This window comes from Streptomyces sp. BL1 (assembly GCF_057628045.1).
This window is the reverse complement of sequence record NZ_JBXYWZ010000002.1, coordinates 455,188-473,238: the sequence shown is the minus strand read 5'-3', so window position 1 is coordinate 473,238 and position 18,051 is coordinate 455,188. Positions and strand designations below refer to the sequence as shown.

General features: G+C 71.0%; 15 protein-coding genes and 1 pseudogene. 7 read left to right on the top strand and 9 right to left on the bottom strand.

Translation table 11 applies throughout. The features are described 5' to 3' along the window. Positions 1–282: 282 nt before the first annotated feature. Positions 283–1,611, top strand: a complete 1,329-nt coding sequence (gene hisD / locus AC3AGO_RS02290) for a histidinol dehydrogenase (protein WP_487818381.1) — start codon at positions 283–285, stop codon at positions 1,609–1,611. Further along, the gene (locus AC3AGO_RS02285) at positions 1,608–2,906 is read left to right on the top strand and encodes an ester cyclase (RefSeq protein WP_487818380.1); all 1,299 of its coding nucleotides are present in this window, start codon (positions 1,608–1,610) and stop codon (positions 2,904–2,906) included. Before hisD ends, AC3AGO_RS02285 begins: the two co-directional genes overlap by 4 nt. A 124-nt stretch (positions 2,907–3,030) precedes the next feature. On the opposite strand, the pseudogene AC3AGO_RS02280 reads toward AC3AGO_RS02285, so the two are convergent. Continuing rightward, a pseudogene (locus tag AC3AGO_RS02280) lies at positions 3,031–5,694 on the bottom strand (PA14 domain-containing protein); the annotation flags it as partial. A gap of 181 nt (positions 5,695–5,875) precedes the next feature. Between AC3AGO_RS02280 and AC3AGO_RS02275 the strand changes: the two are divergent. The 3 genes from AC3AGO_RS02275 to AC3AGO_RS02265 all read left to right on the top strand — a co-directional run bounded on the left by AC3AGO_RS02275 (position 5,876) and on the right by AC3AGO_RS02265 (position 8,748). Then, positions 5,876–6,343: a hypothetical protein gene (locus AC3AGO_RS02275; RefSeq protein ID WP_487818379.1), complete on the top strand. Its 468-nt coding sequence runs from the start codon at positions 5,876–5,878 to the stop codon at positions 6,341–6,343. A 91-nt stretch (positions 6,344–6,434) separates the two neighbouring features. After that, positions 6,435–7,325 carry an alpha/beta fold hydrolase gene (locus AC3AGO_RS02270; protein WP_487818378.1) on the top strand — a complete coding sequence of 297 codons (891 nt, stop codon included), beginning with the start codon at positions 6,435–6,437 and terminating at the stop codon, positions 7,323–7,325. Positions 7,326–7,557: 232 nt separating this feature from the next. Continuing rightward, positions 7,558–8,748 (top strand): DUF4185 domain-containing protein, encoded by a 1,191-nt coding sequence (locus AC3AGO_RS02265; protein WP_487818377.1) that lies wholly within the window; start codon positions 7,558–7,560, stop codon positions 8,746–8,748. A 99-nt stretch (positions 8,749–8,847) separates the two neighbouring features. On the opposite strand, the gene AC3AGO_RS02260 is transcribed toward AC3AGO_RS02265, so the two are convergent. The 6 genes from AC3AGO_RS02260 to AC3AGO_RS02235 are packed head-to-tail and all read right to left on the bottom strand — an operon-like array spanning position 8,848 to position 14,929. Further along, positions 8,848–9,738 (bottom strand): phosphogluconate dehydrogenase C-terminal domain-containing protein, encoded by an 891-nt coding sequence (locus AC3AGO_RS02260; protein ID WP_487818376.1) that lies wholly within the window; start codon positions 9,736–9,738, stop codon positions 8,848–8,850. Then, a complete protein-coding gene (locus AC3AGO_RS02255; protein ID WP_487818375.1) occupies positions 9,738–10,538 on the bottom strand; it encodes a sugar phosphate isomerase/epimerase family protein in 801 nt (266 codons plus the stop codon). The genes AC3AGO_RS02260 and AC3AGO_RS02255 overlap by 1 nt, the downstream gene beginning before the upstream one ends. Beyond that, complete coding sequence (locus AC3AGO_RS02250) at positions 10,538–11,314, bottom strand: triose-phosphate isomerase family protein (RefSeq protein ID WP_487818374.1); 777 nt, start codon at positions 11,312–11,314, stop codon at positions 10,538–10,540. The genes AC3AGO_RS02255 and AC3AGO_RS02250 overlap by 1 nt, the downstream gene beginning before the upstream one ends. Beyond that, positions 11,314–11,775, bottom strand: a complete 462-nt coding sequence (locus AC3AGO_RS02245; RefSeq protein WP_487818373.1) for a ribose-5-phosphate isomerase — start codon at positions 11,773–11,775, stop codon at positions 11,314–11,316. The genes AC3AGO_RS02250 and AC3AGO_RS02245 overlap by 1 nt, the downstream gene beginning before the upstream one ends. 14 nt (positions 11,776–11,789) lie before the next feature. Further along, entirely contained in the window at positions 11,790–13,553 is a 1,764-nt protein-coding gene (locus tag AC3AGO_RS02240; RefSeq protein WP_487818372.1) for a dihydroxyacetone kinase family protein, read from the bottom strand. Beyond that, positions 13,550–14,929, bottom strand: a complete 1,380-nt coding sequence (locus AC3AGO_RS02235) for an MFS transporter (protein WP_487818371.1) — start codon at positions 14,927–14,929, stop codon at positions 13,550–13,552. Before AC3AGO_RS02235 ends, AC3AGO_RS02240 begins: the two co-directional genes overlap by 4 nt. 245 nt (positions 14,930–15,174) lie before the next feature. Here AC3AGO_RS02235 and AC3AGO_RS02230 point away from each other — a divergent pair, with 245 nt between their 5' ends. Then, positions 15,175–15,945 (top strand): FadR/GntR family transcriptional regulator, encoded by a 771-nt coding sequence (locus tag AC3AGO_RS02230; protein ID WP_487818370.1) that lies wholly within the window; start codon positions 15,175–15,177, stop codon positions 15,943–15,945. Between the two features lie 155 nt (positions 15,946–16,100). Here the strand turns inward: AC3AGO_RS02230 and AC3AGO_RS02225 are convergent, their stop codons facing one another. Then, on the bottom strand, positions 16,101–16,484 hold the full coding sequence (locus AC3AGO_RS02225; protein WP_487818369.1) for a hypothetical protein: 384 nt from the start codon (positions 16,482–16,484) through the stop codon (positions 16,101–16,103). Between the two features lie 231 nt (positions 16,485–16,715). Here AC3AGO_RS02225 and AC3AGO_RS02220 point away from each other — a divergent pair, with 231 nt between their 5' ends. Further along, complete coding sequence (locus tag AC3AGO_RS02220) at positions 16,716–17,231, top strand: SRPBCC family protein (RefSeq protein ID WP_487818368.1); 516 nt, start codon at positions 16,716–16,718, stop codon at positions 17,229–17,231. A 214-nt stretch (positions 17,232–17,445) separates the two neighbouring features. Here the strand turns inward: AC3AGO_RS02220 and AC3AGO_RS02215 are convergent, their stop codons facing one another. Beyond that, complete coding sequence (locus tag AC3AGO_RS02215; protein ID WP_487818367.1) at positions 17,446–18,006, bottom strand: GrpB family protein; 561 nt, start codon at positions 18,004–18,006, stop codon at positions 17,446–17,448. Positions 18,007–18,051: the final 45 nt, after the last annotated feature.

The following is an 18,051-nucleotide window of genomic DNA, read 5'->3' as shown; positions in this document are numbered from 1 at the left end:
CTGCCCGCTCCGTCCCGCCCCTCCCGCGCTGCCTGCTCCGCGCCGCGACCCCGTGCAGCCGGCCCCGGGTCGCGACCGCGTGCTGCCTGCTCCGTGTCGCGGCCCTGCGTCCCGGTGCCGGGCCCGTGAGCCCCTGCCCCGTGCCGCGGCTCGCGTAGCGACCCACCTCGCGCACCCCATCCCGCCGTCGGCGCCCCGCACTTGTTCTCAAGGGTGACCCTATGGGGAGCGCAGGAAAGGTCAGGGTTGTCCTGTCCGTGGGGGGCTTTTAGCGTGATCGGCATGCGATTCACCCCCTCCTGCCTCGCCGAACTCGACGGCGCCTACCGGTTTTTGAAATCACCGCCGACCACCCCCGCCGCGCAGCGCGATCCGGAGGTTGCCGAGCGGGTGTCCGACATGCTGTCCACCATCGAGCGCGAGGGCATGGACGCCGTCCTGCGGTACGCCAAGGATCTCGACGGGTGGCAGCGCGACGACGTGGAGGTCGGGGCGGCCGAACTCGCCCGTACCGGCGACGCCTTGCCCGCCGACGTACGCGCCGGGCTGGAGCTCGGCCAGGCGCGGACCGCGGACTTCGCGGCCCGCCAGCGTGCTCATCTGGTGGACTTCGAGGCGGAGTTGGCGCCGGGGCTGGTGGCCGGGCAGCGGTACGTGCCGATCCAGCGTGTCGGCGCGTACCTTCCCGCGGGCCGTTTCCCGCTGCTGGCCGGGGCCTTCATGACTGTCGGCGTCGCCAAGGTTGCCGGTGTGCCCACCGTGCTCGCCTGTACCCCGCCCGGCCGCGAGGGCCAGGCCGACCCCGCGGTGCTGTACGCGGCGCATCTGTCCGGCGCCGACCGGGCCTACGTACTGGGCGGCGTGCAGGCCCTGGCCGCCATGGCGTTCGGGCTTCTGGGGGAAGGTCCCGTCGACATGCTCGTCGGTGCCGGCAACGCCTATGTGGCCGAGGCCAAGCGGCAGTTGTACGGAAGGGTCGCCATCGATCTGCCGGCCGGGCCCTCCGAAGTGGCCGTCCTCGCCGACGAGACCGCGGACCCGCAGCTGGTCGCCGCCGACCTGCTGGGGCAGGCCGAGCACGGCACCGAGTCGCCCGCCGCGCTGGTGACCACCTCCGCGCAGCTGGGCGAGGCGGTCATCGCCGAGGTCGAGCGGCAGCTGGAGACCCTGACGACCAGTGACATCGCAGGACCGGCCTGGCGCGACTACGGGTCGGTCACCTGGGCGCAGGACCGGGCGACCGCGATCCGGCTCATGGACGACCTGGCCCCCGAACACCTGGAGATCCAGACGGCGGACGACGACGCCTATCTCGACGGGCTGCACAACTACGGCTCCGTCTTCCTCGGCCCCTGGTCGACCGTCGCCTACTCCGACAAGGGCATGGCCGGCACCAACCACGTACTGCCGACCGCCGGCGGCGCCCGGCACAGCGCCGGCCTCTCCGTCTCCCGCTTCCTCAAGCCGCTGACCTATCAGCGCGTCAGCCGCGAGGGGACCGAGCAACTCGCGGGCGCCGTCGAGAGCATCTCCGCGTACGAGGGCATGGCCGCGCACGGCGCCACCGCCACTCTCCGCCGCCGGGCGCTGCAGGAAGGGGAGCGGCAGTGAACCGCCGTACAGCCGACACCCAGCCCGCCGACAACCAGGACGCCGAACGGCACGAGAGCGAGCAGCCCATGCAGGGGACCGCGCACGAGAACGGCCACTCCACAGCCGTGGCGGCCTCCGTACCCGCGCAGCCGCCGGCCGCGCCGGCGCCGCAGCGGCATCCCGCGGCCGACCGCACCGAACGCGCCGTACGACGGCACATGCCGCCGGACTTCAGCATCGCCCTGCGCCCGGGCAACGGCGCCGACTCGCCGGGCTATCCGGTGGGGGAGCGGCGCCATCCGATGCGCGGCTTCGAGGACGAGTACAGCGACATCGTCGACTACATCGTCCGGATCACCCACCGCATCTGGGAGGACCAGGACGTCGGCTACGTCTACGACACGTACGCCCCCGGCTGCCGCCTGCACGACGACACCGGCCTGAAGGTCGGCGTGGAGCCCCTGATCACCGGCACGCTGGCGAACATCCACGCGTTCCCCGACTGCCGGCACTACGCGGACGAGGTCATCTGGGCGGGCGACGACCAGGACGGCTTCGTCACCTCCCACCGCGCGCAGAACATCGGGACGCACACCGGCGACTGGCAGTGGGGCCCGGCGACGGGCAAGCCGCTGCGTACCTGGGTGATGGCCAACTGCGAGGTCGTCGAGAACGAGATCACCGAGGAGTGGGTCCTCTACAACACCGCCGCCAAGCTGGAGCAGCTGGGCATCGACGTGTACGCGGCGGCCCGCGCGTTCGGCAACGAAGGCGGCCTCAGCCCGCTGAGCGACCGTCAACTGGGCGACGTGGACCGGCTGTTCGGTGGCCGCAAGCCGCTCCCGTACCCGCAGCCGGCGGAGCGCGCCGGGGGAACGGACATCGAGCACGCGGTGCGCGCCCTCTTCCACGACGTCTACAACCGGCGGGATCTGAGCGCGATCGACCGCGCGTACGCCCGCAACGTGCGCTGGTACGGCACCTCCAACCGCACCGGCTACGGCCGCGCCGACGTCCGCGGCATGGCCCGCGCCCTCCTGGTCACCTTCCCCGACCTGGGCCATCAGATCGACGAGATCTACTGGATGGGCAACGAGGCCGACGGCTACCGCGTCTCGGTGCGCTGGACGGCGGTGGGCACCCACCGGGGCCACGCCCTGTACGGCAAGCCCACCGGACGCCGCGTCCATCTGTGGGGGCTCTCCCAGCTCTACTTCTCGCAGGGGCAGATCACCGAGGACTGGACGCTGTTCAACGAGTTCGACGTCCTCGCCCAACTCCTGCGCGACGACCCCCTGGAGCTGCCGGGGTGACTCGTACGGACGGGGTACTGCGCCTCGTAGCGTGAACAGCCGTGCGGCCGCGGACCGGAGGGAATCCGGTCCGCGGCCGCGGGTGTGGGGGGTGGGTTACTGGCGCGGGTCAGTTCTTGGTGCTGCCCGCGTTCGCCCCGGCGTCGATGACCTTCTTGTTGATCTCGCGGACCGGGCCGGGATCGACCTTCAGGTCGCGGCGGTCGTAGGTCCACATGCCGTTGAGCTCGTTCTCCAGGTCGCTGACCTGGGTGTAGACCGAGCCCGAGAGGCCCGCTGCCGCCTGCTTGAGGTAGAACTTCTCGGTGTTCTCCACGTACTTCTTCGTCAGCGCCGCCTTGTCGGCCACACCGCTGTAGATCACGGTGGGCGGACCGGGCCACATGTGTCCCGGCGTACGCAGCGTGAAGCCGCCGTGCTCACCGTCCATCGCCGCGCGGTGATCGGCGGTCGGCGGGTCCTCGTTGTTGTAGTCGTGGTGGTCGATGATCTCGCCCTTGCCCGAATCGCCCTTGGAATCACAGCAGTTGACTCCGCTGTGCGCGTTGACGACACGGGAGGGGTCGGCGGCCTTCACGGACTCGGCGATGCGGCCCGTCTCGGCCTTGTCCCACTCGCCCCAGCCCTCGTTGAACACGACCCAGCCGCCGATCGACGGCGAGTTGTGCAGCTGCTCCATCATCTCCTTGCCCTCGGCGCGCCACTGCTTCTTGCCCTCCGCGCCGGCGTTGTCACCGGAGACGAAGTCCTGCCACACCAGCAGGCCCAGCTTGTCGGCGTGGTAGTACCAGCGCGGCGACTCCGTCTTGATGTGCTTGCGCACGGAGTTGAAGCCGAGCTTCTTCTGCTCCTTCAGATCGAAACTGAGCGCCGCGTCGCTGGGCTGCGTGTACAGACCGTCCGGCCAGAACCCCTGGTCCAGCATGGCCAGGGAGAAGAACGGCTTGTTGTTCAGCACCAGCTTCTTCGTCCCGCCGACATCCTTGACCTCCAGCGAGCGCATGCCGAAGTAACTCTTCACCGTGTCGGACGACTTGCCGTCCGTCAGCTTCACGTCGAGGTCGTAGAGGTACGGATCGTCGGGCGACCACAGGTGCTGGTTCTCGACCGGCAGCTGCAGGTTCTTGTTGGCGGGCCCGCTGACGGAGCCGACCTTCTTGCCCTTCGCGTCCCGCGCCACCGCCTGCACCCGGGCTCCCGGAGAGGCGCCCTGCGCCTTGGCGTTGACGGTCAGACGCCGCTCGTCGATGTCGGGCGTGGTGACCAGACGGTCGATGGACGTGTCGGCGACCGGCTCCATCCACACGGTCTGCCAGATGCCCGAGGTCTGCGTGTAGAAGATACCGCCCGGCTCGCGTGTCTGCTTGCCCTTGGGCTGGTTCGGCCCGGCCGTGTCGGTGACCCCGACGACGATCTCCTGCTTGCCGCCGCCCTTCAGGGCGTCGGTGATGTCGGCGCTGAACGCGCTGTAGCCGCCCTTGTGTTCGGCGACCTGCTTGCCGTTGACCCACACCCGCGCATGGTGGTCGACCGCGCCGAAGTTCAGCTTCAGCCGCTTGCCGTCACCCACCGACCAGTCCTTCGGCACTGTGACCTGCTTGCGGTAGAACATGTGGTCCTCGTGCCGCTCAAGACCGGACAGCTGCGACTCCACCGGATACGGCACGGTGATCTTCTCGCCGAGCGGCTTGCCGAACTGCGGCTGCTCACCGGCCTTCGCGCCGGCGAACTCCCAAGGGCCGTTGAGGTTCTGCCACTTGCCGCGGACCTCCTGCGGGCGCGGATACTCCGGCAGCGGGTGCTTCGGGTCGGCCTTCTCGCCCCACTCGGTCATCAGCCGGTGCGCCGACTTGTTCGTCGCGTGCCGGATGGCCTGCGGAACGGTCGTCTCACCCGTCTTCAGCCCGCCCTTGCCGTCGTACGAGAAGCGCACCTTCTGGTTCTTCTGGACCGGCTCCGCCAGCTCGATGATCAGCGAACGCGGGTCGCCCGGCGCCTTGTTCACCGACTTCAGCGGCATCGGCGTCGTGTCCGCCTCGACCGTCAGATGGTCCTTGAGTGCCTCCGTACCGCTGACGTCCTCGTCGAACGTCGCCCGCACCCGCCGGCCGTCCTCGCCGACGGTGAGCGCCGACGGGTAGACCCTGTAGCCGGACGGCGGGGTGAACGCGGACTCCGGCACGGCCTGCTTCTTCACCGTCGCGCTGGACCACTTGAGGAACATGTTCGCGCCGCCGCTGTCCTGGAACATCTCCAGGCGCACGTCGTGCTGCTCCCCGGCCTTCAACTGCACCGGCTGACTGTGCTGTTCGTTGTCCCAGTCCGGCTGCCAGTGGTCGACGACCGGCTTGCCGTCGATGAACAGCCGGAAGCCGTTGTCGCCCTTGACGGAGAACGTGTACTCGCCCGTCTCCGGCGCCGCGATCTGCCCGCTCCAGCGGGCCGTGGTGTGCTCGGTCTGCCCCGTGACCGACTTGAACGCCGATGTCAGATCCGGGAAGTCGATGTTCGGGTCGAGCGCCGTACCGCCGAGGTGGGCGAAGTCCCGGGCGCCGGGCTCGGACATGCGGAAATACTCGCCCTTGAGGCCGTGCGGCGCCGCCTCGGCAACGTTGTCGGAAGAGGCGGCCGTACGGTCTGCGGCTCGGCCCGGGGCCGGGGCCGCCGCTGTCGGGCCGGCGGCGGAGGCGGCGGGCAGCAGGCTGCTCACGGGCAGGGACAGCACTGCGGCGAACAGCAGCCCCCAGAACAGGAATCGGTGCCGGGAGCGGAGTCGTCTCGGTCTCATGTGTGTCCTCACACTGCAGAGGTGACGTGCGTCGTGTGATACCTACGTGGTCAAACATTGAGACACAGAGAGCATCACGAATCAACATGTGTGCACACGCGGATCTACCCCCATGGCCCGGTAGTTGACGATCTGACAGGGCGAGCGGCGACGCCGGACCGCTGTGTGATCAGCTGAGGGCGTGGAAGCTATCTGGGCAAGCGTCGTGGCGGTCGGGGGCACGCTCCTGGGTGCGGTGATCACGCACCTCTTCCAGCTGTTCACCTCCCGGCGCAGTGAACAGTTCACACGGTCCGAAGCGCTCCGGCAGGAACGCATCGCCACCTTCAGCGCGTTCGCGACGGCCGTCGAGGACTATCGCCGCGGCCAGGCGGACCGCTGGTTCCGCAAGCAGCGGGATCCGGAGGGCGAGTCCTTCATCGAGGCGCGGGACGAAGCGCACCGCCTGCGCACGGCGGCACGGCAAGTGCTCTACCGCGTCAAACTGCTCACCGACGACAGCGAGGTGATCCGCGCCGCCGAGCGTGCCTACGACTGCACGCGCGATCTGTCGACGGCGCGGGAGAAGGCGGAGCGGGACGCGTTCGACATGGAGTCGAAACGCGCCATCGAAGCGTTTGTCGACCAGGCGTCCCCGATGGTCCGGTGAACGGGGATGAGTTCTGACCCGGAGGCAGGTCTGTATCCGTGAACGCCCGTCCGCTCCGTACCGGTGCGGGGCCGAAGCCACGGAGGCAGCCATGACCGAGCCCGACACCCGCACCCTCGAGGTTCCCGGTGCGACGCTGCACTACGACGTCCGGGGCGTTCTCCCGCCGGCCGGCTCCTCCGGAGGCGCGGGCGCTCCCGTACTGGTGCTGGCCGGTTCGCCCATGGACGCGTCCGGGTTCACCACGCTGGCCTCGTACTTCACCGACCGCGCCGTGGTCACCTACGACCCGCGCGGTACGGGGCGCAGCGTCCGTGCCGACGCCGACACGGAGGTGTCGCCCGCGCAGCACGCCGAGGATCTGCGGCGCGTCATCGAGGCGCTGAGCGCCGGCGCCGTGGAGCTGTTCGGCACCAGCGGAGGGGCGGTGAACGGGCTCGCCCTGGTGGCCGCGCACCCGGAGCTGGTACGGACGTTCGTCGCGCACGAGCCGCCGGTCGCGGAGGTCATGCCGGACCGCGCGGAGGTGCTGGCCGCGGGCGAGCACATCCACCGGATCTACCGGCGCAGCGGATCGGGGCCCGCCATGGCCCGGTTCATCGAGCTGGTCCAGCACCGCGGGCCCCTGCCCGAGGGCTACGCCGAGCGGCCCACGCCCGACCCCGCGGCCTTCGGGCTGCCCACCGAGGACGACGGTTCCCGCGATCACCCTCTGGTCGGGCAGAACCTGCGCAACTGCCTCGGGTTCCAGCCCGACTTCGCCGCACTCGCCGCCGCGTCGACCCGGATCGTCGTCGCGGTGGGCAAGGAGTCCGAGGGCGAGATGGCGGCCCGCGGGGCCGTCGGCGTCGCGGAACGGCTCGGCGTCGCGCCGACGGTGTTCCCCTCCCACCACGTCGGCTTCCTGGGGAACGAAGCCGGCATGCAGGGCGAGCCCGACGCCTTCGCCGCCGCGCTGCGGCACGTACTCGACGTCGGCTGACGGGGAGTGCGTACGGGTCCGCCGCCGTACGCCGGTGGTACGTCCCGCCCCTGGTTTCCCGGCATCCGCCCCTGTGCGGCCGGTCCTTGACGGTGTGTCTGTTTCGCCCCGGAGGGGGACAGGTCTACCGTCTGGCTCGGCAGAAGTACGGGGCACGGGGGCCACTCTTCTTCCTTCGCGTATCAGCGACCGGGCCCGCCGCCCCGCCTCACGCAGAGCTGAAGGGGGACACGTGGCGGACATCGGCAACGGGTCACAGGCGGGCAGAGCGGAGCAGCGGGCCGGGCGGCGCGCGGTTCTCAAGGGCGGCATCGGCGCCGCGCTGGGCGTGGCAGGGCTGACAGGCGCGACAGTCCGGACGGCGCATGCGGCGGGCCGGGTGGCCGGCGGGCAGCAGGGGGCGCAGCCGCGCGCTGCCGGTGCGGCGAAGGTGAAGGACCTGACCGGGCCGGGGCTCACCGACCGGTTCGGGGCGCGCTGGACCGACCTGGCCATCCCGGGGATCGCACCGCGCGACAACACGCTGTTCTTCCTCAGTGGTGACACCTACTCAGGGGATCCGGCACAGAACGGCCGCCCCGGCACCGGTGACTGGCGCTCCCCGGTCGGGCTGCGCTCACGCAGCACCGACCTGAACGCGGTGACGATCGACGGCGCCGTCGGTGACGCCCACGTACGCAGCCTCACGGGCCGCGACCCGGACTGGGGCACGCACCGTACGACGCTGCCCACCGACGTGTTCTCCATCGGCGGCACGATGTACATGCACGTCATGCTCGGGAGGCTCTTCGAGCCCGAGTACGCGGAGCTGTGGAAGTCCGAGGACAACGGCGAGACATGGGCGTGGGTGCGCGAGTGGCGCGGTGACGAGGGCATGTGGCCGGGCGCGGGCCGGCGGCAGAAGACGTTCGCGGTGGCCGCCGACGGCTTCTGCTACGTGCTGTCCTCCGTCTTCAACCGCTCCGAGGCCAGCGATCTGCTGCTGCACCGCGTGCCGGTGGACCGGCTGCACGATCCCGTCGCGTACCAGCCGTGGGGCAGCCCCGACAACTCCGGCTGGGCGTGGGGGAAGTTCCCCACGACCGTCGCCCGCCCGCGCAAGTGGGGCGAGATCTGCTTCCGTGCGATCGGCGGCAAATACGCGCTGACATGGCTGAACATGGAGCCCGTCGAGATCCGCGCGCAGGTCTTCCCGCTGCCCACCTCGGACCTGATCGCCACGCCCGAGCAGACCCTGATCGTGCAGCCGCCGCCGGGCGGGCCGGAGCAGGGCAACCAAGTCCTCGCCCCGTACGGCGGGTTCGTCTTCCCCGGCTCGACGTTCGACGACTTCCACATCGCCGTCAGCCAGTGGCACGGGCAGGGCACGGACCACGAGATGTACCGCGTGATGCAGTACCGCGTCACCGGCCTGGCGAGCTGACTGACGGCAGGAGCTCCGCGGGAATGCCGGAGCCGGGGGCCGCGGAATCAACCGCGGCCCCCGGCACGGGAGTTGACCGTAGAACAAGGGCCGCTGCCGTCAGCGGCGGATTTCCTTGATCTTGAGCATGCGCGTGATGACCTTGTCGAGCTCCTCGTCGTCGAAGACCTTCTTCCAGTCGTCGCGGACGATCGACTCGCGGCCGTAGTCCATCGCGATGAGGCAGGCGTCGGAGAACGGGTTGGAGCCCTTGAGGGTGTTGGCCAGCGCCACCTGGGTGTGGCCCAGGAGCATCGCGCGGGCCGCGGACTCGGGCACGCCCACCGTGCTGACGGTCTCGTGCAGCGCCTCGGACAGCAGCGAGCCGACCATGCAGGCGATGGTCTCGACGAGGGTCGGCTCCAGGACGGCGAGCTGCTTGACGGTCACCCAGTGCACGTCGACGACGGGCGCGTACATCGTGCGGATCACGGACTCGGCGAGCTGCTGCCGCTCGGCGTTTCCGCCCTCGTAGGCGGCGACGACTTCCTGGGGTGCGGCGATGCCGCCGAAGGTGTCGGCCCACTCCTCCTTGGTGGTGCGCTCCAGGAACACCGAGGGGTGGCAGGGGTGGGCGCAGGCGTAGTGCACGTCGTCGCGTTCGTGCAGCAGCCCGGCGTAGGCGGCGGCCGGGTCGAGGGTGAGGACGACCGCTTCCGGCTTCATCCGGGGCACGAGGTCGGCGGAGACGGTGCCGAGCACGATGTCCGGAACGGCGAGGACGACGACGTCGGCCTCGGCCGCGGCGTCGGCGGAGTCGGTGAGCTCGCGGCCCAACTCCCGTACGAGCTCCTGGCCCTTGGGCGATGCCTCGCTGTAGAGCACCCGGAAGTCGCTCTGGACCAGGTTGTTGGAGATGCGCTGGCCCATCTTGCCGGCGGCCCCGATGACGGCGACAGTCTGCACGTCAGTGCTCTGGACGTCTGTCTCGGTCTGGATCTCGGTGGCCATTACGTGCTCCTCAGGAGAGTGCTGATGCTGTGCTGCGTCCACTGGTGTTCGAGCCGGGCGGTGGCCTCGTAGCCGTCGTCCTGCCACGGGAGCCAGTGCTCCACGATCTGGTTGATGCCGCGCTCCTCGGGACGTACGGCGGCGACCATGCCGGCGTGGTCCAGGAGGCCTTCGCCCAGCGGGGTGCCGGCCAGGGTGAAGCCGACCCAGCCGCCGCGGCGGCTGAAGGCGAAGTCCTTGACGTGGATGTTCACCGTGTACGGCGCGGTGGCGGCCACCACGTCGACGGGCCGCTCCAGGCGGGCCACGCAGTTGCCGGGGTCGAGGACGACGCCCAGGTACGGGCTGTCGACGCCGCGGACGACGGTGAGCAAGTCCTCGGTGGAGACCTGCTCGTAGGTCTCCAGACCCAGGGTCACCCCGGCCTCGGCGTAGCGGGGGATCACCGTACGGAGCAGATCCACGGCCTCGGCGGTACCGGGCTTGTGGTCCACGGTGTGGAGCATCGAGCGCACCAGCGTGACGTCCAACTGGCGTGCCATGTCGAGGTACTTGAGCAGGTGCTCGGTCTGGATGCCCCGGGTGCCGAGCTCCAGGCGCAGTCCGAGAGCGTCCGCTGTGGCCTTCACATCCGCCAACTGGCCGGCGTCGTAGGACTCGACGGGCCGGTAGTCGCAGATCTGGAAGACCTCGCCGCCCAGCTCGGCCGTGTCCCGCAGCATGTCGGTGAGGGACATCGGCTCGGGGGCGCAGGAGGAGTGCCGCCAGAAGTAGGCGTAGGTGCTGATGCCGCGGGCCATCACGCCACCGCCTTCTCGGAATCGGCGGCGACCTCGTCGAGGATGGCCTCGACGGCGGCCGGGTCGTGGGCGAAGCGGCCCAGGAAGAGGCCGCCGACTGCCGGTCCGAGCCGGGTGAGCAGGCCGGGCCCGGCGCTGCCGCCGTAGATGACCTGCGAACCGGCGTGCTGCGTACGGGAGTCGAGCCACTGGGTGAGCGTGGCGCACACCGTGGTGATGTGCTCCGCGGAGGCCGGCTCGGGGGCGCCGATCGCCCACTGCGGCTCGTACGCGAGAACCACGGGGCCGGAGAGGCCGTAGAGGATGCGCTCCGCCTCGGCGACCGTACGGGTGGCCGCCTCCTGCGGCGCGACGCGGTCGAGTTCGCCGACGCACAGCACCGGGGTCAGGCCGTTGCGCAGAGCCGCGGCCGTCTTGGCGGCGACGACGGTGTCGCCCTCGCCGTAGAGGCGGCGGCGTTCGGCGTGCCCCACTTCCGCGTAGCGGCAGCCGATCTCCTTGAGGGAGGGGCCGCCGACCTCGCCGGTGTAGGGGCCGGTGTCCTCGGTGGCGATGTCCTGCGCGCCGACGGCGGTCCCGGAGGGCGACAGGACGTTGTTCACGGGCACGATCGCGGGGAAGGCCGGCAGGACGAACAGGCGGGCCTTACCGCCGGTGACGGCCGGGTGCCGGTCGGCCAACGCGGCGATGCGGCGGGCCCAGTTGAGGGTCTGGTGGTGGCCGAAGTACATCTTCAGGCTCACCCCGATCAGGACGGGCGAGGGATCCGGTGCCATCAGGCGGCCTCGTAGTCGTCGAGGATCGCGACCTTCGCGGCGGAGGCCGAGGAGTGGTCGAAGCGGTAGGTCAGCCACTCGGCGGCGAGCCGCCGGGCCAGCTCCAGGCCGACCACGCGCTGGCCGAAGGTGAGGACCTGGGCGTTGTTGGAGAGGATCGCCCGTTCGACGGAGAAGGAGTCGTGCGCGGTGACCGCGCGGATGCCCTTCACCTTGTTCGCGGCGATCGCCACGCCCAGTCCCGTACCGCACACCAGCAGCGCCCGGTCCGCCTCGCCGCGCGCCACGGTTTCGGCGGCGGCGATGGCGACCTGCGGATACGGGGTGTGCCCTTCGGCGTCCACGCCCACGTCGGTGACCGAGGCGACGAGGCCGCTGGCCTCCAGGTCCGCCTTGAGCGCTTCCTTGTACTGGTAACCGGCGTCGTCGCTGCCGACGACGATACGGAGCTTGTCGGTCATCTGAGGTGGTTCCTTCACTTGCGGATGGTTGCGCCCGCGGCGGGTGCCTGCCGCGGGCCGGCGAGTACGCCGTGGACGGCGCGGACGATCAGGGCGAGGGAGTGGGCTCCCGCGTCGGGGGTGCCCAGGGACCTCTCGGCGTGGGTACGGGCGCGGCCCCTGCGCGGCTTCAACTGGGCCGTCTCCTCGGCCGCTTGGCCGGCCGCGTCCGCCGCCGCCTCCCACGCCGCGGTCAGCTCCGTACCGGCGGCCACCCGCGCCGCGAGGGTGTCGGCGAACGGTACGAGGACGTCGACCAGGGTTTTGTCGCCGACCTCGGCGCCGCCCAGGGTGCGTACGCCTGCCGATGCGTCGGCCACTCCACGGGCGAGGGCCTGCGCGGTCGGCCGGTCGTCGTCGCCGAGCGCGGTTCCGATGGCGAGCAGGATCACGCCCCACAGCGCTCCCGAGGTGCCGCCGGCCTTGTCGGCCCACGCGTCGGAGGCGCGGGCGAGGACGGAACCGGCGCCGGCGCCTGCCTCCTGTGCCCCAACAGCGGCCTGGAGGGCGGCTGTTGCGCCGCGCTGCATGCCGATGCCGTGATCGCCGTCGCCCGCCACGGCGTCGATACGGCCCAGCTCCTCGGCGTGCGTGTCGACGGTCTCGGCGAGTGTCCGCAGAGCGGCGACGACGGTGGCGGCGGCCTGCCGGGAGGCGTCGCTCACCTCGAACTCGTCGGTGCTGCCCGGTTCTTCGTCAGTGGGCTCTCTGTCGGGTGCCGCGAGGTGCTCGACGGAGCCCTTGCGGTACGCGGGGGTGTCCGCCGGGGCGGTCCACAGTGCTTCGAGTTCCGTGTCGAGCCAGGTGAGGGTGAGGGAGACGCCGGCCATGTCGAAACTCGTGACCAGTTCCCCGACTTCGGGGTCGACGGCCTCGATGCCCGCCTCGTCGAGCAGTTGGGCGACGCGGCGGTAGACGACGAACAGTTCCTCGTACTTCACGGCGCCGAGCCCGTTGAGGATGACGGCGGCGCGCTGCCCCCGTATCTCCCCGATGTCGTCGGGGAGTTCCTTCAGCAGCGAGGCGACCAGCAGCTCCGCCGCCTCGTCCGCGCTCGGTACGGGCTGCTCGCCCGTGCCCGGCTCGCCGTGGATGCCCAGACCCACCGCCATCCGGCCCTCGGGAACGGTGAACAGCGGCTGTCCGGCACCCGGCAGGGTGCAGCCGGAGAAGGCGATGCCGAAGGAACGCGTACGGGCGTTGGCGTGCTCGGCGACGCGCACCACCTCGTCCAGGGAGCGGCCCTGTTCGGCCGCGGCGGCCGCGGCCTTGAACACCGGCAGGTCCCCGGCGATGCCGCGGCGGCGCTCGGACTCGTGGGGTGCGGCGCTGGAGATGTCGTCGGTGACGGCGAACGTACGCGCCGGGATGCCGTCCGCGGTCAGCCGCTGTGCCGCCTGCCCGAAGTGCAGGACGTCGCCCGCGTAGTTGCCGTACATGAGCAGGACGCCGCCGCCGCGCTGGGCCGCGCGGGCGACGTCGCGTATCTGCTGGGCCGAGGGCGAGGCGAACACGTTGCCGGCGGCGGCACCGTGCGCCAGCCCGGGGCCGACCAGCCCGGTGAACGCCGGGTAGTGGCCGGATCCGCCGCCGATGACGACGGCGACCTGCCCCTCGGGGGTGGCGGTGGAGCGTACGACGCCGCCGGACACGGGCCGCACCCACCGGCGGTGCGCGGCGGCGAACCCTTCGAGTGCCTCGTCGGCGAAGGCGCCGGGGTCGTTGAACAGGCGAGTCATCGCAGGACCTCCGCCGGCTCGCTGTCCGTCCCCGTCGCGGCAGGGGTACGGGAGGCGAGCCGGATCATCAGAACGGCGGACAGGAGCATGAAGGCACCGATCAGGAACAGCGGTGCGGTGTAGGTGCCGGTCCAGTCCTTGAGCCAGCCGGTGATGTAACTGGAGGCGAATCCGGCGATGTTGCCCATGGTGTTGATCAGCGCGATGCCGGCGGCCGCCGCGGCTCCGGTGAGGAACCGGGAGGGCACGGACCAGAAGACCGGCAGGGCCGCGAAGATCGCACAGGCGGTGACGGTGATGACGGCGACGGTCGCCGCGGGCGATCCCATGAACTGCGCGAGCGGAATGGAGAGTCCGCCGACGATCGCGGGCCCGGCGACGTGCCAGGTGCGGGTGCCGTGCCGGGTGGCGTGGCGTGACCAGAAGAAGAGGACGACTGCGGCCGGCAGATAGGGAATCGCGGTGATCCACGCTTCGTCCATCACGCTGAACGTGGTGTCGAACTCGGCCTGGAAGCCGTCGATGATCTTCGGGAGGAAGAAGGCGAGCGCGTAGAGGCCGTAGATGAAGCCGAAGTAGACGACGGCGAGGGTCCAGACGCGGCCGTTGGTGAACGCCGTCCGCAGATCGCCCTTGGCGTGCTTGCCCTCCTGGCCGGTCTTGGCCGCGTTCTCGGCGGTCAACTCCTCGGTCAGCCAGGTCTTCTCCTCCGCCGTCAGCCACTTCGCGTCGGCCGGACGGTCGATCAGATAGAACCAGGCGACGACGCCGAGGAGGATCGCGGGCACGGAGACGAACAGGAACATCACGCGCCAGCCGTCCAGCCCGAACAGGCCGTGGTGGCCGATCAGCCAGCCGGCGAGCGGGGCGCCGAGGACCGTGGTCAGCGGCTGCGCGAGATAGAAGAGGCCCAGGATCTTGGTGCGGTGCCGGGAGGGCACCCACTGGCTGAGGAAGAGGATCGCGCCGGGGAAGAAGCCGGCCTCGGCGACGCCCAGCAGGAAGCGCAGCGTGTAGAGCTGGCCGCTGCTGTCGACCCAGGTGAACAGCAGCGAGACGACGCCCCAGGTGATCATGATCCGGGCCAGCCAGCGGCGGGCGCCGAAGCGGTGCAGGGCCATGTTGCTGGGGACCTCGAGCACGATGTAGCCGAGGAAGAAGATCCCGGAGGCGAAGCCGAACTGCGCCGCGGTGAGCGCCAAGTCCTCGCCCATGCCGTTCGGTTCGGCGAAGGAGACCGCGGTGCGGTCCAGATAGTTCACGAAGAACATCAAGGCCACGAACGGGACGAGGCGGACCGAGACCTTCTTGATGGCCGACCTCTCGACGGCGGCGGCTCCGGCCGTCGGCACAGGTGGCTCTGGGCTGGCAGGCATGGCGACTCCTCGGCTCTCCGGACAGCTCTGTCCGGTTGGCTCACTCTCGGCGGAAGGGCTGGTCGGAGGGGTCCGGCCACACCGTCCGAGCCGATGTGAACTTCACGCTAGGCCTGATTTCTAAATTGGTCACCAATTTACCAAAGTGAGGAGGGTCGCACTCCGGAAGCCTTGACAAGGGCGGGGGAGCGGAGCGGCGGAGGTCGTGATCACCGGCGTACGGGCGATCTGGTGTACTGGTGACCGTGACTACGCCCACCCCGTCCGACCAGCCCGCGGACCCCTCCGGCCAGTCGCCGGACCTCGCCCAGCTCCTGCGTCCCGTCGTGCGCGAGTCCTCGGTCAGCGAGGTGGCCAAGCGGCTCCTCGACCACCTCTCCGCGGGCAACATCAAGCCCGGCACCCGGCTGCCGGCCGAACGCCAGCTCGCCGAGGCCCTCGGCGTGGCCCGCTCCAGCGTCCGCGGCGCGCTCTCCGCGCTCGACGTCCTCGGCATCATCGAGATCCGCCCCGGCTCCGGCTCCTACGTCCGCGAGGGCACCTCGGAATTCCTGCCCCGCGCCATCAACTGGGGCCTCATGCTCGGCCAGCGCCGCACCCAGGACCTCGTCGAGGTGCGCACCCACATGGAAGGCGTCTCGGCCCGTCTGGCCGCCGAACGCGCCACCGACGAGGACGTACAGCGCCTGGAGGAACACCTCCGGCACATGCGCGAAGCCGGCCACGGCGTCAAGGAGTTCATCGACGCCGACATCGCCTTCCACCTGGAGACCGCGCACATGGCACGCAACAGCGTGCTCAGCGACATCCTGCACAGCATCCGCGCGCTGCTCCAGGTCTGGATGGAACGCGCCGGCGACATCGAGGGCACCGTCAGCGGCACCCTCTGCGAACACGGCGCCATCCTCGAAGCCATCCGCGCCCGCGACCCCGAGGCGGCGGAACGCGCCATGGCCGAGCACATGCGCATGGCCAACGAACGCCTCCGCGCCTCCCTCGACGCGAACCCGGCCTGACGGCCGGTCGTACCGGACCCGGCCTGACAGCCGGAAGTGCCGGACCCGATCACGCGCCTCGCCGGGGGCTTCTCCCGGCCGGGCTCAACTCGCCTGCGGGGCGCGGCAGACGGTGCTACGGGCCGCGGTCCGCGCGGACGTCCCCGTACGACTGCTCAGCCGCGGGGCGTCTTCGGTCCGGATGCGTACAGGCCCCACACCGAGAGGGCGCCCCAGCCGAGGGAGACGGCAACTGCCTTGGCGCGGCGGTCCGTTCCGGGGAGGGTCGCGCCGAGCAGGGCCGCGTCGCCGAGGTCCGCGGCGATGCGTACCCAGGCGGCCGTCCGGAGCGCCTCGCCCTCGGGGGCCAGCAGCAGGGCGATCCCGCTGGCCGCGTCCCGCCAGGCCACCGGCCGCAACGACGTGCGCGTGGCCGGCGCCGTCCGGCCCCGCGCGTCCACCAGGCCGGACGGCTTGGCCAGCAGATCGGGGAAGGCCGTGACCGCCGCCCCGTACGCGGCCGTCGCCGCTCCCACCGCACGCAGCACACCCACTCGCACCGTTCACCCTCGCTCTCGTCCACCGGCCGCGCCGCCGGGTGTCCGGCGGCCGTACGCGGAACTCTCGCACGCGGCGCCGCACACGACGGGAAGGCCGCCAACGACAGCGGGTCGGTGGCCGGTTGTGGGCGACCGCCGTCCGGCGCCGGCCCCGCTCCGGGACGGGCCCTGGTTTACTCGCGAGTCACCATGGCTCAGGATGGCCGTCCACGGACCGACCAGGGGAGCCGCATGCCGCGCACGTACCACGTCTCGGACAGCATCGTCATCGACGCGGACCCTTCGCTGCTCTACGCACGCGTCGGCGACCCGGAGCTGATGGGGCGGTGGAGCCCGGAGAACACCGGGGCCACCGTGCGCGGCACGCGCGGAACCGCCCACGTGGGCACGGTCTTCGACGGACACAACCGGCGCGGCGTCTTCCGCTGGACCACCCGCTGTACGGTCACCGTCGCCGAACCGGGGGAGCGGTTCGCCTTCCGCGTACGGGCCATCGGGCTGCGCCGCCCGCTGCTGCGGAGCCGCATCGCCACGTGGGAGTACCGGTTCGAACCCGTCGACGGCGGCACCCGCGTCACCGAGACCTGGACCGACGACCGCCGCGCCTGGCCCGACCTCCTCGCCGGCGCCTTCGACCGCATCGCCACCAAGGGCCACACCTTCGCCGCCTTCCAGCAGGGCAACATCGCCCGCACCCTGCGCCGCCTCAAGTCGGAGACGGAGGAGCGGCCGACGTCCGCGTCCTGAGGGGGTCCCTGGCCGACCCGTCCTGTGCGTGAAGGAGAGCCATGTCGGATGTCACTGTGCGCCGCGCGCACGAGGCCGACCGTCTTCTCTGTGGCGTGCGGGATCCGGAGAGCGGGAGTGGGCCTGCGTGCCGTCCAGGACATCACGGCACGGCACCCGGGACCGTGGGAAGTCGCCTTTCAGGACGGCCGGTCACTGACCGCGCGAGCAGCAGTCAGCCGCCGCCCGGCCCCGTGCCATGCCGCAGGACCTCCGCGACGAACTGCCCCTTGGCCTCGGTATAGGCCTCACGGTCGTCCCCGTGCCGGTCCGCGAGGCGCCGCTTCAGATCCTCGTACCGGGCCGCCAACTGACTGTCGCGGCGCAGCAGATCACGGAACGCGAGCTGCTCCGTCCAGCGCGCATGACCGGACACGAGGACGTGCAGGTGCGCCGTCCGCCGCTGCCCCGACGCGTCCGGTTTGACGAAGAAGCGCCGCCACGGCCGGCCGTCCAGCTCGGGAGGGACGTAACGCCAGCTCTCCGCGTCGAGCGCCTGCGACGCCTGCTCGACGACGGCGTCGAGGTCGGTCACCGACGCCATGAGGTCGACGATCGGCTTGGCGGCGAGCCCGGGAACAGCAGTCGACCCGATGTGCTCGACCCCGTCGACCAGCCACGGCTCCAACAGACCCGCCAGTACGGCCCGTTCTTCATCCGCCCGGCCGGCCCACGAGGGATCGTGCGCACACAACTCCGGCTTCTCGTACGCCCACGGCGGATCACTGCTGCTCACGCGACGACACTAACGCGGACGTGGACAGCCCGGAGCCGAAGACGT

What these genes read in the sequence shown, in the direction of transcription:
- AC3AGO_RS02240 (WP_487818372.1), bottom strand. Translation starts at nt 13,553, where the DNA reads ATGACTCGCCTGTTCAACGACCCCGGCGCCTTCGCCGACGAGGCACTC.
- AC3AGO_RS02270 (WP_487818378.1), top strand. Translation starts at nt 6,435, where the DNA reads ATGACCGAGCCCGACACCCGCACCCTCGAGGTTCCCGGTGCGACGCTG.
- AC3AGO_RS02220 (WP_487818368.1), top strand. Translation starts at nt 16,716, where the DNA reads ATGCCGCGCACGTACCACGTCTCGGACAGCATCGTCATCGACGCGGAC.
- hisD (WP_487818381.1), top strand. Translation starts at nt 283, where the DNA reads ATGCGATTCACCCCCTCCTGCCTCGCCGAACTCGACGGCGCCTACCGG.
- AC3AGO_RS02260 (WP_487818376.1), bottom strand. Translation starts at nt 9,738, where the DNA reads ATGGCCACCGAGATCCAGACCGAGACAGACGTCCAGAGCACTGACGTG.
- AC3AGO_RS02250 (WP_487818374.1), bottom strand. Translation starts at nt 11,314, where the DNA reads ATGGCACCGGATCCCTCGCCCGTCCTGATCGGGGTGAGCCTGAAGATG.
- AC3AGO_RS02235 (WP_487818371.1), bottom strand. Translation starts at nt 14,929, where the DNA reads ATGCCTGCCAGCCCAGAGCCACCTGTGCCGACGGCCGGAGCCGCCGCC.
- AC3AGO_RS02255 (WP_487818375.1), bottom strand. Translation starts at nt 10,538, where the DNA reads ATGGCCCGCGGCATCAGCACCTACGCCTACTTCTGGCGGCACTCCTCC.
- AC3AGO_RS02245 (WP_487818373.1), bottom strand. Translation starts at nt 11,775, where the DNA reads ATGACCGACAAGCTCCGTATCGTCGTCGGCAGCGACGACGCCGGTTAC.